This is a genomic window from Streptococcus sp. 9903 (assembly GCF_013276625.1).
GTDB lineage: Bacteria > Bacillota > Bacilli > Lactobacillales > Streptococcaceae > Streptococcus.
Genome location: NZ_VMLI01000004.1, coordinates 1 through 14960, shown reverse-complemented (window position 1 = coordinate 14960; position 14960 = coordinate 1). Strand labels below are relative to the sequence as shown.

Here is a 14960-nt window from a genome sequence, read left to right as displayed (position 1 = left end):
TTCATTCTTGAACTCTTCTATATCATGATCTATTGAAATTCTTTGACATCTCCATCGTATGTCGCCCAATCTTTGCTGAAAAAGCGCTCATTCAAGTGGTAAGTCGGAGCTGGTGTGGGATTGGATAGGAAAGGATCAACTGCCTTGTCAAAAGCCAACCAACCCAACCAACCAAGGTGAATGGTATCCTTCATAAAGAAAGGCTCCCCGCCGTCCTTAGAAAAATCTGCTATATTGGTAAAACCTTGACTTTCTAATTGGTAGCGAATCTTCTGCACCGTTTGTTGGTACATATCCTCTCGTAAACCAGCGTAGTCCATCCATTTTTTATTAACAGGTGGAATGATAAAAATCGGGTTTACCCTAGATTTAGAAAACTGTGTTAAAACCAACTGCAAGTCATTATACTCTGGCGACTTGAGATAGGTAAAGCTTTTCTGAGAGTCCTTTAATTTCTTCAGATCCTTCTTAATCTGCGTATTATAGAAATAATTTTCCATTCCCAGATCATTATTGGAAGTATTCTTTTCAGCATCTGCTTTAACGACATCTTCTATAGCTTGATAAGAAAACTGGTCTGGCAAGGTCTTTAAATACTTAACTACATGCTTATCATAATTGACATAGCCTCTAACTGAAAACTGCCCAAAAAAGGAAGCTTGGCGTTCATTAAACCGAGCCAATAATTCAATCATTTCATTGTCTGCCGTCGACAATTCTTCTTTACTTGCCAACTTCTGAACCAAATCCTTCATAGCTACGTTAGGAAACTGCTGTAGTAAGCGAGTCGCCGCATATTGGCTAGCCTGATCTCCAGATTGATGTTCCAGAAAACTGGTCAACTGGTCTCCATTAAAATACTGCTGAAAAGCTGCTGGCTCATAGCCATATTTACTGAACCACTGGGGTGAGATAACATACACAACTTGTTTATTCTCTAGCTGTGGCAACATCTGTTGCATTCCAAAATACTGGTTAAGCGATGCAGCTCCCCTCTGTCCTAAAAGATACGGACGGTAGGAGCGATTATACTTCTCAGCCAAGACTGCAGGATGAGCACCGTCAAAACGAAGCCATTCACTAGAGCCAAAGAAGGGAACAAAACGTATGTTCGGATCAGATAGTGCTCTGACCTTTTGACTTCGCTCCTTAAAACTATCGATAGTAGTAGCCACTGCTGAACGCTTTTCAGCTCCTAGATTATGACGCATCTCAGTAGGATAAAAGAAAATGAGCAGAAAAACCAACAAACCAGCTATCAAGACCGGTCCGAAGATCATCCATAAGCGTTTAAGCATTTTGTAGCTCCATAATACCAGCTATGATTTTATTGGCTGTATTCCAGTCGTCGCGACCAAACTCTGTTACAGGGACACGAATGTCAAAACGGTTCTCAATCTCTACAATCAACTCAACCGTTCCCATACTATCCAAGACACCTGCATCAAAAAGATCTTCATCCATCATGTCAGAAACATCTTCCATAAACAACTCATCAATAATTTCGATAACTTCTGATTTGATATCCATATTTTATTTCCTTTATTTTTTAAACCATAAATCATTCAAAAATCCAGAAAAGATTAAGAATGACAGCATGACGACATGGAAGGTGATAACCATGCCAAGCAACTGAATCCAGCGATTCTCAGGTAGAGCAGGCTTCCCTGCTTTTTTCCGTTCCTTATTGAGCGTTTTTTTCTTACGAACCCAAGCGTCATTGATGACCAGTCCAATCCCATGAAAGAGCCCATAGGCGATGTAGTACCAGGTCACACCGTGCCAAAATCCCATAATCAGCATATTTACAATGTAGGCCACACTTGAAGTTACATTACGATTTTTAAAGACCTTCTTTCTGGTCAATACCATCACCATTCGCATAAAGACAAAGTCACGGAACCAGAAAGAGAGGCTCATGTGCCAGCGATTCCAAAATTCCTTTAAATCCCTTGATAAAAAAGGTTTGTTAAAGTTGATAGGGCTACGAATTCCCATCAAATTTGAAATGGCTAAGGCAAACATAGAGTAACCCGCAAAATCAAAGAAGAGCTCCATACCAAAGGTATACATAACCGCTAAAACATAGGGGTTAAAGAAGCCACCTGACTGCAAAGCTAGATTCTTCAGAGGAGGCAACAAAGTCTCTCCTAAAATATGAGCCAGGATAAACTTGTACAAAAATCCCCACATAATATAGCGAACAGATTCATCCAACATATCCATCAACTCATCCCGCTCAGGAATGGTCTGATAATTTTCATTAAAACGCTTAAAGCGATCGATTGGGCCACTTGAAAAGGTCGGAATGAAGAGAAGAAAACGGAGGAATTCCCAGAGGGTAAAATCCTTAATCACTCCATCTCTCAGCTCGATGATAATCCCAACCGAACGAAAGGTCAGGTAAGAAATACCCAAGAACCCAAGCAAAGACTGCGTTCCATTGATAGCTGGCTGCACCTTGACAAAGATAATCGGAAGGAGGGATAGAAAGCTAACTAGGTAGAAGACCCACTTGCCATCCTTACTTTTTCGATAATGCTTGTAGAAGAGTACGAGCAATATTTCCCAACAAAGGTAAATACCCAAGGCAGCCAATTGGTTAGTCTTCCCACCTACCAGCATGGTAACGATAAAGAAGAGACTAACCAATACCTCGTACCAGGCGAATCGTTTCTTGAAAAAGAGGCCGATAAAGATGGGCAAGGTTGCAACAATCACATAGACAAAATACTGAGGATTGCCATATGGCTCTAAATGAGGAAGCTGTTGAAAGAACTCCATCATCTCTTATTCACCTCGTTAATCAATCCTTTGATGTCAATCTTTCCATTTGGAGTCAGTGGCAAACTGTCTCGGTAAAGAAATTTGGACGGCATCATATAAGACATCATAATATCTGTCAAGTCTTCCTTGATAGCCTTGGTAATATCGATATCACGCTCAAACTGTTCACGGACACCATCTTTTAAGATGACATAGGCCAACAGATTTTGTACCTTGTGGTCCTTATTATAGCGCGGTACTGCGACAGCAGACTCGATAAAGCGAGACTTATTGAGGTTTTGAGAGACATCTTCTAACTCAATGCGGTAACCGTTAAACTTAATCTGGAAGTCCATGCGTCCGCCGTAGAGAAGCAAGCCTTCATCTGTCATAGTTCCCACATCGCCTGTATGATAGGCTGGCAGACCTTCAAACTCAAAGAAGGCTTCTGCTGTTTTTTCAGGATTGTTCATATAACCTTTTGAAACAGCTGGTCCAGAAACAATGATTTCTCCCTGTTCACCATTTGGCAATTTATTTCCTTCCTCGTCAATGATAAAGGTTGGAGAATCAGCCTTGGTATAGCCGATTGGTAGACGTTTGAGAGTCGCTAACATCTCGCCTGTCACAGCAACGGCTGACAGAGCCACTGTAGCTTCTGTTGGACCGTAGGCATTGATGATACGGGCATTTGGGAAACGCTCACGTAGTTTTTGAGCCGTTTTAACCGTCAATTCTTCACCATCAAAGTAGAAATGCGTGATTCCAGGCATTTTCTCACTATTAAAGTCTTCTGACAACATGGCCATATCCGCAAAAGAAGGCGTTGATGTCCAGATAGCGATTGGCAATGAAAAGATGGTCGCAAAGAGTTGCTTAAAGTCCTGAGTAATAGCTGAAGGAAGAGCGAAAAGTGTACCACCAAGTGCTAATGTCGGTGCCCAATACATGACAGACAGATCAAAAGAATAAGGTGGCTGAGCCAGCATTTGCGGACGACTTGGCGTCGCAAATTCCTTGTCCGTAATCATCCAGTTGGTAAAGCTGAGGAGATTATCATGTGAAATCTGCACTCCCTTTGGCTTACCCGTCGTACCAGAAGTAAAGATAATGTAGTAGTTATCATCGCCCTTGACTGGATGCGTGATCTCATAGCTAGTCCCTTGAGCAAAGGCTTCTTGAACCTGATCCAGAGTCATCATCGGTGTAGAAACCTGCCCCAATGGAAAGTCTGAAATGGCAATAATCAAACTTGGCTCTGCAACTTCTAAAATAGCCGAAACTCGCTCCAAGGCCGAATGGCTATCAATTGGAATGTAGGCGTGACCTGACTTAGTCAGCGCTACAAAGGTTGCCAACATTTCATATTCTTGGCCACCAAAAACAACCACAGGAGACTTCTCAGGCAAGCCTAGTTGGTCAATGGCTACAGCCAAACTATCCGAATCAGCCTTTAAATCGCCATAAGTGTGTTCCTGCCCCAAAACATTATAGACAGGATAGCTAGGCTGGGTCTGAGCAAAATGCTCAATGGTTTCAATCATATCTGCTATTGGTTTATTTGACACAATAGGGATTCTCCTTCAAGTTAAAATTCATTATAGATAAAGCTTCCTTGACCCTGACCAAGATAGCTAAAGAAGTAAAGCAGCCCTAGAAAGATAAGAAAATACAAGGCTGTCCGACCAAGAAAGAGGTACAATTCTTTTCTCTGTTTCATCAAGAAAAACCATTCATTTCTGTAATTTTTGCTAAATAAGATAGACTCTTACTATAGTATTTTTCTACTATTGTACCACTTTATAGACTAGTTTTTCAATTGTTTACCGTACATTTTCACTAGATTTCAGTTTATTTTAAGAATTATGCGGTTTTTCTATGTATATTTCAAATAGAGTGATCCTGGGCAAAAACTCCATTTCAGGAGACAATGAAGGGAATCTTTCCATAATAAAACGCACAATATCAAGTTTTTCAACACCTGATACTATGCGCTTTTCTAATTTTTCAAGACTTTTTAACCAGTCTCTTATTTAAAATAATCTCGTCTGATATAAATTAAAATAGCTTCTATCATCAGACAAATGGCTGATAGCCAAAAACTGATGCTAATACCAAAACTCTCAGTAATATAGCTCATTAGCAAAACAAACACTGAAAATGCTAGTGTCGAAATCACTTCAAGAACGGAATAGACATTAACCAAATGATTTTCCTCTACTGTTTCCTGAAGAAATACAGTTTCAGGAACTTCTTTTAGTTGCGATAACATACCAACTAAAGCTGACAATAATAAAAACATCTGTGCGTTTGGAAAATATAGAATAGTCAGTGTCACTATTGCCATAGCTACAAGAGGAAAAAGAATACTTTCCCATTTAGCAGCAAGGAACTTTTCAGATAGCCTAAAAGCAATTAAGCCACTAATTATAATACCAATAGAGTATGCTGTATTAGAATATCCCCAGTAACTTTCCGTTTTATTTAATAACTCAGTTACAAAAACAAGCATAATGGAAGAAACCCAAATCGTATTTGAAAAAATTTCCAATAAATTTGCTGATACAAAAAGTCTTAATCTAGGATCTCTAGTAACTAAATTCCAACCTTTGAACAAAATTTCAAGATTAGTTTCTGACTCTAACACCTCCACTTCAGCCTTAGGAAGAAATAACATCAGAAAGCTAGAAATGATATACAAGATTAAAATGATAAACGTGGTAGGTAAGAGACCAATTGTTGCAAATAAGAGTCCACCTAATCCCCAACCCACCAATTGAACAGCTTCACCACTCATTGATAAGGCTGAATTAGCCTTACCCAAATCGGTCGCATAGCGTGGCCACAATAGCATAGGAAACAGGTGCTGCAAAACCATCTAATATGGAAATTACAACAACAAACAGATAGGTCACCAAAGGCGCTACTGATTGCATTAGTATAAACATCCCTACCAGTATTGATAATAATATAGTCTTTCCAAATTGGGATAAAGATAAAACCCTATTTAGCGCTAACCTTTTAGTAACCAAAGGAACTAAAAGACTCGCAACAAAAGAGGATATCCCTATTAAAATGGGAACTAGTGATGTGGCAATTACTGATTTTGAAATAATGTATATGTTAGCAATGATTGTTACTCTAAAGAAAATATCTGCTAAATTTGCAAACAATTGAGAGACTAACAACTTGACAAATGAATTAGACATGTAGCTCTCCTATAACATAAAAATATTTAACTGATAAATGGTATAGTAGACTTTGTTTGATAACTATTTGACACAAGATTAGGTGGTCAGAAATTGAATTTTTAACATTCCAACTTAGCCATCGTTTTTAGGTTTCACATCTTTAAATCAGCTAAAACAATCCATAATATAGCATATATATTATAGCTGACAAGATGCCAAACAAGTCTATTTATTTTATTCTATATTTTCCCAAATCAATTACTTGATTATAAACCGTTTCTGAATCAATATGATGAGCAACTTCAATCAAAATGATAGGCAACTGCAAAAGTAACTGGCGCACTTGATATGCATTGTCCTTGTCTAAGGATGATGTAACCTCATCCGCCAACACAATGTCTTTTTGTCGAAGCAGACAGCGAACTAATTCAAGTCGTAAACGTTGTCCGCCTGAAATGTTTTCTCCATTGTTTATCAGTTGATAATCCAAGATATTGGTGATTTCATTCGTTAATCCAACTTGTTCTAGGCAACAGAGTAATTCTTTATCTGAAATCTCCTGTCCTAATGTTAAATTTTCTCGGATTGTCCCATGTCTGAAAAATGGATTCTGAGAGATATAAGCGACATTCCCTTGATAATGAGTAAATTCTCGACCTGATTTATCACGTACGATAATTCTACCACTATTCGGACTTATCTTTCCTGCTACCAACTGTAGGAGAGTTGACTTTCCGGTACCACTAGCTCCCTTTATTAAAACTTTACTTGGCTTAGTTAATCTAAGTGACAAATCATAAAAGAGCACTTGCTCTCCAACCTGTTTTGAAACGCCCTCCAAAACTAGCTCAGCTAAAGATTCGACTGTCGGATATGATGTTTCTAAACAAGATTCTTCCAATAATGAAAATATTTTTTCTTTCACTGTTTGCGATCGCTGTATATCAGATATGCTATACATAATTCTTTGAATAGGTCCGCTAAGATTCATTGTAGCTATATACATAGAGACCAAACTAGCTGTTGTTAACTCTATACCGCTCTTTTGTAATAAAAGACCAAGTGCAAGAGGTAGTACCTGACTAAGGAATTCTAAAGGACCATTGAAAAAATAAACGACATTGCTAGTCCATTCATTTTTCCAACGAGCATTCTCGTAACACTCGTTGTTTTTTCTCATCTTAGCAAAGTTTTCTTTACTAGCGCCATAAAAATATATCGTATCTGCTCCCTTAAAAAAATCTCCTACAGATAGATGAAAAGCTTTTTGCATTTCCGAAAAATTTGCACCACTTTTCATTAAACGATTATTCATTACCCATTGAGGTAATGGTCGAAGAAAAGAGAACACGATAAAAACAATACCAAGCCAAAAATTTTGCACCAAAATAAAAACAATCGTTGTACAAAGTATAAAAACTCTTCCAACTATCATATCCAAGGGTAAAAAGAAGCGATTATAGAGCAGTTCCATATCTTGTGTAACAATTGAAACTTTTTCATCATATACAAAGTTTTCTTTCAAAAATAATTTCTTAATAAGCTGATCTTTTAAACGAATTTGAAGATGACGTTGCAGATTATTACTAACAAAATTTGCTAGCAACATCGTGCTATAAAAAAACAGGTGTAAACACAGGCCATATAAAACAAAGTATGAAATTGTACCAATTGTAAGTTGCTCTTCACGAATATTCAATAGCTTATCCAATAACAATGGCTTTATTAGAGCCATCCCGCTATTCAAAAGCACTCCTATTAAAAAATAGATAAAAATATTAGTTTTAATGTATTTTAGAAATTTCATAAATAAGCCTATCTAAAAGAAAGCGAATAGATATAAAAGCCTCAGTCTAAAAGTTATAAACAAATTAACTCCAACTGAGACTATACAATAATTTAATTAACCTATATATGATGCTGTTTATTAAGAGTGATTATTTTTACTATTGAAAAATAATTCTCCTGTTTCACTTTTCTTTCTTAAAATATATGGAGATAGAACTTGCATATTAAATACCTCAAAATTCATAATTATGGTGACAACTTCGAAAAATCCTATCGCTCAAATACAATGAACTGATAAAACAACTGTAATTGAAATTTCTAAAGACAATTCTACCAAAATATTATTTCGAGATACTTCCTTTCCCATATCTGCACACTACCCTTTATCTGCTAAAATTTTTTCTAAATGTCCCTCATAATTCTTTGCCAAATGGTTACTTCCCGCTAATTTCATTGCTCCAATACACTTCCTCATTTCAATAATTGCTTTGCAATCCGTCTCTTTTTTATAGCGATATAGATATTGGGCATACTGGAATACCAGCCGTTCATAAATTTCAGTTTCAGTGAAAAAGCATTGGTTTAGTCGTTTTTCAAAATACAAAGCATCAAGAAATTTTCCTCTTTCAATACATGTGATATATCCGTTCAATAGCATAGATGAAATCAGTCGTCTATTATTAGGAATTTCTTTATAAAAATCAGAACGTCTGGACATCTCTCTAGCCAAAACCATAAAGACATCGTGTTTTAGGACATCTAAAGTATTTGAAAAAATCAATAATTCATAGTATCCCCAGTATTCAACACTAAAGAGATAGTCAGTTAGATAAGATAAATCATCACCAGAATAATAAGCTTCTCCAGATAAATCTTGTAAACGAATTTTTAATAAAATAATGTTAAGCTTATGAAATTTCTCTTGTTTAGAATCTGACTCCATCTGAGAATAAAGTAGTTTTTTCAACCCATCAACATCATGATTTGATACAAAATGCCTAATCTTTGATAAGAGTTCGTTCAGTTCATCACGATGAAAATCATGAACAGCATACATAAATTCATCAATAGGCATGTTAATTTCATCCAAAATAGCCATAAATTTTGAAATGGTTAAATCAGTCTCTCCCTTTTCAAAACGTGAGAGCTGTGATGTTGATATACCAGCTTTTTCGACATCTTTTAAGCGAAACCCTCTAGATTCTCGAAACTTTTTAAAAATTTCTCCAAATTTTTTCATAATATCTCTCCAACAAGCATATATGGGAACAGTTTTTGATTTTTAATATTTTAGCATAAAATAGAAGAAAATAAAAGTGAGGTATTTCACATGAAAAAACAAAAATTATTGCCTTTATTATTCCTAATTTTGGGAGGAATTATGATTATCGTTGTTGGCTAGTACTAAGAAATTAGTTACTAAAATACTTACATCTTCAATCGAAAAAAGATACTGGAGAAAAAGTCTTAAAAATCATAAAAACGCATCATATCAGGTGTTGAAAACTTGATATGATGCGTTTTATTATGAGAAGATTTACTTCATTTTTTGCTGAAATTGGGCTCTTGCCTAAGCTCTATCAAAATAATTGTTTTCTAATACTCTTCGAAAATCAAATTCAAACCGCGTCAACGTCGCCTTGCCGTACTCAAGTACAGCCTGCGGCGAATTTCCTAGTTTGCTCTTTGATTTTCATTGAGTATAAATTAGAAAAGTGAGAACACAAGCACGGCCAAGGCTGCACCAATAACAGGTCCCACAACAGGAATCCAAGCGTAAGACCAGTCTCCGTCTCCCTTGTTTGGAATTGGCAAGATGCTGTGCATGATACGAGGACCGAGGTCACGCGCAGGGTTCAAGGCATAGCCTGTTGTCCCACCTAGTGATAGACCGATACCGACAATCAAAGTCCCCACTGCAAAGGTTCCGATACCTGCCTGAAAATCGTAAAGACCCAAAGCAAAGATTGTCAATACCAATACAAAAGTTCCTAGGATTTCACTAATCAAGTTTGATACAGTATCTTTGATGGCTGGCCCAGTACTGAAGGTTGCTAGGATATTGCCTGCATTTTCTTCTGCCTCATAATGCGGTTTGAATTGCAACCAAACCAAAATCTGACCCAGCATAGCCCCTGCGAACTGGGCTAGGATATAAGGGAATACCGATGCCCAAGGCAGACCACCTTTTAAGGCTACACCAATGGTCACAGCTGGGTTTAAATGAGCTGGACTGAGCTTGCCAGATACAAAGACTGCAACTGCAACTGCAATCCCCCAACCCATAGTAATCACAATCCAACCTGAGCTGTTGCTCTTGGTTTTAGGAAGAACCACACCTGCAACAACACCATTTCCTAGAAGAATCAGGATTAAAGTCCCTAAAAATTCTCCAAATAATTCATTCATCATCTTTCTGTCTCCATTAAAAAGGAGGAGAGGGTAGACTAGGAGTCCTGCCCGCCACCTCTTTTATTTTTTCTTAATTTTTTAATTCTGCTAAATCGTTGTTAGCGAGAGCCGCTTCGACATCCGCACGGTAAGTTGCTTTTTCTTCTTCTGTCCAGTCATAGAAGCGTCCCATTTCATCCAAAACTGGCTCAACGATGCTATCCAAACTATCACGCATAAAGAGCATGTGGTTGGTACGACGAAGGAGGAAGTCAACTGGGCTAAGAGCCAACTCATTGCGCATTGCATAGTGAAGGGACAAGGTATCTGCCAAGCTGAGTCCTGGTGCTTGTTCCAAGCTGTGAGCAAGGGCAAAGACTTTCGGTGCATTTGAACCGTAGAGATTTGCCAGATAATGAGCTTCCTTGCTATCCAAACCACGTGACACTCCAAGTTGAGCAAAGGCTTCGATTTCTGAATCTACATTTGCTGGGTTCAATTCCCCACCTGAAACAGGGTAAGTCTTAGAATTGATGAGTTTAAAGCTACGGTCAAATTCTGCTTTGAGGATGCCAACCACGCGCTCCATAGCTCCTTCAGCCATCTTACGGTAGTCTGTGATTTTACCACCAGCAAGAGTCAAGAGACCATTATCATCACGGTCCAAGCTCGAACCACGAGAAACTGCAGATGGGTCCAAATGTTTCTCAGAGGTGCTGCTTTCAAGCTTGCTGACAGCAGACTCAACATCTTCACGCGTTTTTTCTTTAGAGAGATAAGATTCAACAGTCGCAATCAAGTTGTTAAAGCTTTCATCACTGATGGTTCCGTTATTTCCTCCATTGTAGTCAGAAGCGCTATTGCCTGCGATCAATGGACGAAGACCTGCCCAGCTACTTTCTATATCATCAATGGTAATGTTGGCTTCTGGGAAGCGGTTGTTGACAATGCCAAGTAGGTAATCTACATCTTCCTGAGTCACTTTTGGATGTTCCAAATCACCTGTGTAATCTGTATCAGTTGTACCAAAGTAAGTCTTGTTTTCACGTGGGAGAACAAAGACCATACGACCGTCACCCAAACCTGTGTCAAAGTAAACTGGCTGTGAAACCTTGATCTTACTTGAATCCACTACCAAGTGAACTCCCTTAGTTGGACGCATTTGTGAGAATTGTGTTCCCTTATTAGACAAATTACGCACCTTGTCGCTCCAAGGACCTGTTGTGTTAATCACCAGACGCGCCTTGATTTCAAAGACTTGGTCTGTCAAGAGATCACGAGCTACAACACCTGTAATCTTGCCACTTTCGTCAAAGAGGAAACCTTCTGCCTTCACGTGGTTAGCAATGAGGGCACCGTCTTGGTTAGCACGTTTGATATTTTCAATCACGAGACGCGCATCGTTGTTACGGAAGTCAAGATAAACTCCACCTCCTACCAAGCCTTCTTTCTTCAAGTTTGGCTGGCGTTCCAAGACTTGATCCTTGCTCAAAACCTTGTTGGCAGCTGGCGTGTTATTAACCCCTGCCAAGAGGTCGTACAAGTCCATGGCTACTTTAAGACGGAAGAGGCTGAAGGTTGCTCCATCTTCATCGTAAACTGGTAAGAGCATTGGGTCCGGTTTTGGAATGTGTGGGGCAATTTGTTGAACCACTGCACGTTCAGAAACTGTATCTGAGACCACTTCTACGTCAAATTGCTTAAGGTAACGAAGTCCTCCGTGAACCAATTTAGTTGAACGGCTAGATGTCCCTTCTGCGAAGTCCTGCATTTCAATCAAACCAGTCTCAAGACCACTGGCTGCCGCCTGCAAGGCTACACCAGCCCCTGTGATTCCTCCCCCAATAATCAAGAGGTCCAGGGTGCGTTCCTGCATTTTTTTAATTGATAATTCACGTGTTTTCTTTGAAAATTCCATATTTACACACTTTCTAACTGAGTCGCTTTATTCTGCCAGTATTAGTCGTCTACTTCCGCAAAGACTTGCGTTGCTTTCACAGCCTTCTTCCAGCCCTTGTAGAGTTGTTCCTTGCGCGATTCGTTCATCGATGGCTCAAAAAGTTCTCCTGTCTCGTTCAAGAGTTTCAACTCATCCAAGTCTTTCCAGTAGCCTACTGACAAACCTGCTAGGAAGGCCGCACCTAGAGCTGTTGTTTCCAAGTTTTTGGCACGTGCGATATCGATTCCCAAAATGTCAGCTTGGAACTGCATGAGGAAGTTGTTCATAGCTGCACCACCATCCACCTTCAAGACTTGGATAGCTGTCTGAGCATCCACTTGCATGGTGTCGATGATGTCACGCACTTGATAAGCGATAGATTGAAGAGTTGCCTTGATAAAGTCTTCCTTACTTGTTCCACGAGTCAAACCAAAGACAGAGCCACGAGCATTTTGGTTCCAGTATGGTGCTCCTAGTCCTGTAAAGGCTGGAACTACATAAACTTCATCATCATTGTGAGAATCACGAGCGTATTTTTCAGATTCTGGTGAGTTCTCTACCATGCGAAGACCGTCACGAAGCCACTGAATGGCACTTCCTGCGATGAAGATAGAACCTTCCAAGGCATAGTAAACCTTGCCATTGATACCGTAACCAATGGTTGTCAAGAGGTTGTTCTCAGACAACTGCATCTCTTCACCAGTATTCATGATGATGAAAGAACCTGTTCCATAAGTATTCTTGACCATACCAGGCTCAAAGGCCAACTGTCCAAAGAGGGCTGCCTGTTGGTCACCAGCCATACCTGAGATTGGGACTTCTCCACCGTAGAAATGGAATGGGGCTGTCTTACCGTAGATTTCAGAGTTAGAACGAACTTCCGGAAGCATAGCCTTAGGAATGTTGAGAATTTCCAAAATCTCATCATCCCATTTAAGTTCTTTAATGTTATAAAGCATGGTACGAGCTGCGTTTGAGTAGTCCGTCACGTGAGCCGCACCGTCAGTCAATTTCCAAACCAACCACGTATCGATGGTACCAAAGAGCAATTCCCCTTTTTCTGCTCGCTCTTGAGCGCCTTCTACATGGTCCAAAATCCAACGAACCTTGGTCGCTGAGAAGTAAGCATCGATAATCAAACCAGTTTTTTCATGGAATTTTTCCACATAACCTTGGCTTTTTAGTTGTTCAGCCAGAGGTGCTGTCTGGCGTGATTGCCAAACGATAGCGTTATAGATAGGGAGCCCTGTTTTCTTATCCCAGACAACAGTTGTTTCACGTTGGTTGGTAATCCCGATTGCTTCGATTTGATTTGGCTTGACACCACTTTCGATGAAAGCACCCGCAATAACTGACTGAACAGAGTTCCAAATTTCATTGGCATTGTGCTCTACCCAACCTGCCTGAGGGAAAATCTGAGTAAACTCTTTTTGACTCGAGCTGACCTTTTCCCCTTTTTTGTTGAAAATAATGGCACGAGAACTTGTAGTTCCCTGATCAATGGCCATGATGTATTTTTCTTGTGACATGTGCTGTCCTCCTGATAAAGATCTTGAGGATGTTTCCTCTTTACACTAACTAGTATACAAAATAAAGCGCTTTCTTGTTCATCAACTTTTTTTAATTTTTTAAAAAATGTGAGTAGATTGTGTGAATTTCACAAAAAATATGAATGATTTACAATAGAGAAGAACTTTTCTTGGTACAACAAAATAAAAAACGCATAATATTAGGGAACAAAATCCTTGATATTATGCATCTCATTATGAAAATGGAGAAGACAGACAAAGGCTGTCCTCTCCAAATATCAGTTTTTTATCAACCCACTATAGTTGATAAAAATTTATAGAAATTAGTTTTTGCGTTTAGCAAATGGAAGGGCACCAAGGAGTAATCCTAGGAATCCTAATGATGCAATTGCAACATTATCTTTTCCACCAGTATTTGGAAGTTCTTTCTTATCATCTGCTTTTGCAGCTGGAGCTTGATAAGTGTTATCTTGGCTAGTACCTGCTACTGCTGGTGCTGCCGTTGCTGGGGCTTCAGCTGCTGGTGCAGCAGGAGTATCTGCTCCAGGAGCTGGTGCAGCAGGAGTATCTGCTCCAGGAGCTGGTGTTGCAGGTGTCTCATTTGCTGGTGTAGACGGTGTTGTTGAACCTGATGAGTCTGCTGGAGTTGAAGCTGGTGTTTGTGTTGGTTTGTTAATAATATAACGGTCACCAGGGTAATCTCCACCATTTCTACCTGACTGTTGTTCTATTTGAGGTCCCTTATTATAATTTCCATCTACTTTTCTGTAGTAGTTAGTAATAATACCATCTTCATCAATAAATTTCACAAAAGTATAACCTGCAATTGGTTTACCTTTGAAATGACCTTCTTCAGCATTCAAAATATCAGCATTAGTATCAATATCGACATAGCGTGTAACTTTTAGAACTTTTTTATCTTCTTTTTGATCTAAAACTTCAGATTCGTTGCCTGCTAAGATTTTTAAAGCTTCTTCTAAATCAGCTAAACGGTTTTTTAAACCTTCTTTATAGTAATCTTCAACGCCTTCATTTTCTTCAGCGTCTTTGATTTCCTCTTTAACTTTATCGATTTCGTCTAAGATTTTATTTTCTTCTGTTGGTTCTAATCTCTTAAGTTTTCCGTCTAGTTCATCTTCAGCTTTTTCTAAGTCAGCTTTCTTAGCTTCTAATTTTTCTTTAGCTGCAGTAACATAGTCAACTGCGTCTGGATTATTTTCATTGTCAGCTACTAATTTTTCTAAGTCAGCTACTTCTTTTTCTAAATCAGCTACTTTATTTTGAAGATCTTCAACCTTAGCATCTTCAGAAGGTTTGCTTGGTGCTGGTGTTTCTTCAGCTGGGTTTGCAGGTTCA

General features: G+C 38.9%; 11 protein-coding genes and 1 pseudogene. All 12 read right to left on the bottom strand.

The features are described 5' to 3' along the window. Window positions 1-29 precede the first annotated feature (29 nt). Window positions 30-1298 (bottom strand): D-alanyl-lipoteichoic acid biosynthesis protein DltD, encoded by a 1269-nt coding sequence (gene dltD, locus HT696_RS02020; RefSeq protein WP_112444716.1) that lies wholly within the window; start codon window positions 1296-1298, stop codon window positions 30-32. Then, entirely contained in the window at window positions 1291-1530 is a 240-nt protein-coding gene (gene dltC, locus HT696_RS02015; protein WP_050197725.1) for a D-alanine--poly(phosphoribitol) ligase subunit DltC, read from the bottom strand. The genes dltD and dltC overlap by 8 nt, the downstream gene beginning before the upstream one ends. Before the next feature lie 12 nt (window positions 1531-1542). Beyond that, a complete protein-coding gene (gene dltB, locus HT696_RS02010) occupies window positions 1543-2787 on the bottom strand; it encodes a D-alanyl-lipoteichoic acid biosynthesis protein DltB (protein WP_173283236.1) in 1245 nt (414 codons plus the stop codon). Continuing rightward, window positions 2784-4334: a D-alanine--poly(phosphoribitol) ligase subunit DltA gene (dltA, locus tag HT696_RS02005; protein WP_173283234.1), complete on the bottom strand. Its 1551-nt coding sequence runs from the start codon at window positions 4332-4334 to the stop codon at window positions 2784-2786. The genes dltB and dltA overlap by 4 nt, the downstream gene beginning before the upstream one ends. 20 nt (window positions 4335-4354) lie before the next feature. Further along, a complete protein-coding gene (locus tag HT696_RS02000; RefSeq protein ID WP_000813667.1) occupies window positions 4355-4486 on the bottom strand; it encodes a teichoic acid D-Ala incorporation-associated protein DltX in 132 nt (43 codons plus the stop codon). Between the two features lie 309 nt (window positions 4487-4795). Further along, window positions 4796-5975 (bottom strand): annotated as a pseudogene (locus HT696_RS01995) (ryptide export MFS transporter). Between the two features lie 211 nt (window positions 5976-6186). After that, on the bottom strand, window positions 6187-7764 hold the full coding sequence (locus HT696_RS01990) for an ABC transporter ATP-binding protein (RefSeq protein WP_050073592.1): 1578 nt from the start codon (window positions 7762-7764) through the stop codon (window positions 6187-6189). A 357-nt stretch (window positions 7765-8121) separates the two neighbouring features. Then, window positions 8122-8985: an Rgg/GadR/MutR family transcriptional regulator gene (locus tag HT696_RS01985; RefSeq protein WP_061438586.1), complete on the bottom strand. Its 864-nt coding sequence runs from the start codon at window positions 8983-8985 to the stop codon at window positions 8122-8124. Between the two features lie 467 nt (window positions 8986-9452). Continuing rightward, complete coding sequence (locus HT696_RS01980) at window positions 9453-10157, bottom strand: MIP/aquaporin family protein (protein ID WP_000980822.1); 705 nt, start codon at window positions 10155-10157, stop codon at window positions 9453-9455. Between the two features lie 70 nt (window positions 10158-10227). Then, a complete protein-coding gene (gene glpO, locus HT696_RS01975) occupies window positions 10228-12054 on the bottom strand; it encodes a type 1 glycerol-3-phosphate oxidase (protein WP_173283232.1) in 1827 nt (608 codons plus the stop codon). A gap of 41 nt (window positions 12055-12095) precedes the next feature. Beyond that, window positions 12096-13604, bottom strand: a complete 1509-nt coding sequence (gene glpK, locus HT696_RS01970; protein WP_049511829.1) for a glycerol kinase GlpK — start codon at window positions 13602-13604, stop codon at window positions 12096-12098. Between the two features lie 323 nt (window positions 13605-13927). Further along, a partial coding sequence (locus tag HT696_RS01965) for an LPXTG cell wall anchor domain-containing protein (RefSeq protein WP_173283230.1) occupies window positions 13928-14960 on the bottom strand: 1033 nt, incomplete at its 5' end.